The sequence below is a fragment of the Reinekea sp. G2M2-21 genome, assembly GCF_015687175.1.
Taxonomy (GTDB): Bacteria; Pseudomonadota; Gammaproteobacteria; order Pseudomonadales; family Natronospirillaceae; genus Reinekea.
The window spans coordinates 1-931 of sequence record NZ_JADPQG010000033.1; the positions used below are offsets into that span (position 1 = coordinate 1).

Consider the following 931-nt stretch of genomic DNA (forward strand, 5'->3'; position numbering starts at 1 on the left):
GCGTTAGGAATCATATTTACATGCGTATTTTGTTTTATGTACTAATTATTTTCGTTATGTCCTCGTGCGCAATGCCGTTTATTGAAGGTACTTGGCGTTACTATGAAGGCGAGAAATATGGTTTCGTAATTGGCGATTCGAAGGAGTCGACATTCAAAAAGATAAAGCTCAATTTTTCGAATAGGGATAGTCTGTTAATTATTCGAGACTATACAGAGACTGGTGAAACCAACAGATTAGAGTCCTTTGAGTTAAGTGAATGTAGAGGGCCCGCGACTCAACGAAGTTGCTATTATCGACTCAAAGTAGATGAGCTTTCTGTATTAGCATCACCTATTTCTGATTTTGACCGATGGGAAATTGAATTTCCTGCGGAGTGGGTAAACAGCATCCACCTCATTTTTGAAAATGGTATGTTAAAAGAAATTATACGGGATCGTTGGCTGTACGAGCGGCCTTGATTCCTAACAATCACAGGCAGTCGACGCGAAAAACCCCGCGCAACTGCTGCAGGCGTTATGTGTTCATGGAGTGAAATCGTGAATCCCGAAATCATAGAAAATCTTCGTTTTCTTATTTGCTCCGCCAAAGAACGGAACATTGAGCAAGGCGTTAATACTTTCAACTCCTATATAGATAAACTGAGTAACACCAACAATGAGCAGTTAGTCTGTGAAGATCTATTTCGGGAGCTATCGGGAATGCAGCGTTTTGCTGATTTCAACAATAAAGAGTGGCAAGCAGTTCAGGCAATATTCAATGCTATCGCATCAAACCGCTAACCACATAACAAGCAAAGGCAGCATCGCCCTGCGGGCTGGACGCGCTAACGCGCGCCGCTGCTTTTGGCGTTATGCATCATGGAGAATTAAGTGAAGTTAACCGGTGAATGTTTTTGCGGTGAAGTGAAATACGAAGTAAACGGAAAACC

Annotated in this window: 2 protein-coding genes; both read left to right on the forward strand. The window is 42.2% G+C overall.

Features of this window, described 5'->3' with window-relative positions; all coding sequences use genetic code 11:
* Nucleotides 1-461: hypothetical protein (locus IYN85_RS26095; RefSeq protein WP_230390986.1), on the forward strand; the 461-nt coding region annotated here is incomplete at its 5' end.
* Nucleotides 462-539: 78 nt separating this feature from the next.
* Complete coding sequence (locus tag IYN85_RS25605; protein WP_196161824.1) at nt 540-782, forward strand: hypothetical protein; 243 nt, start codon at nt 540-542, stop codon at nt 780-782.
* Nucleotides 783-931: the final 149 nt, after the last annotated feature.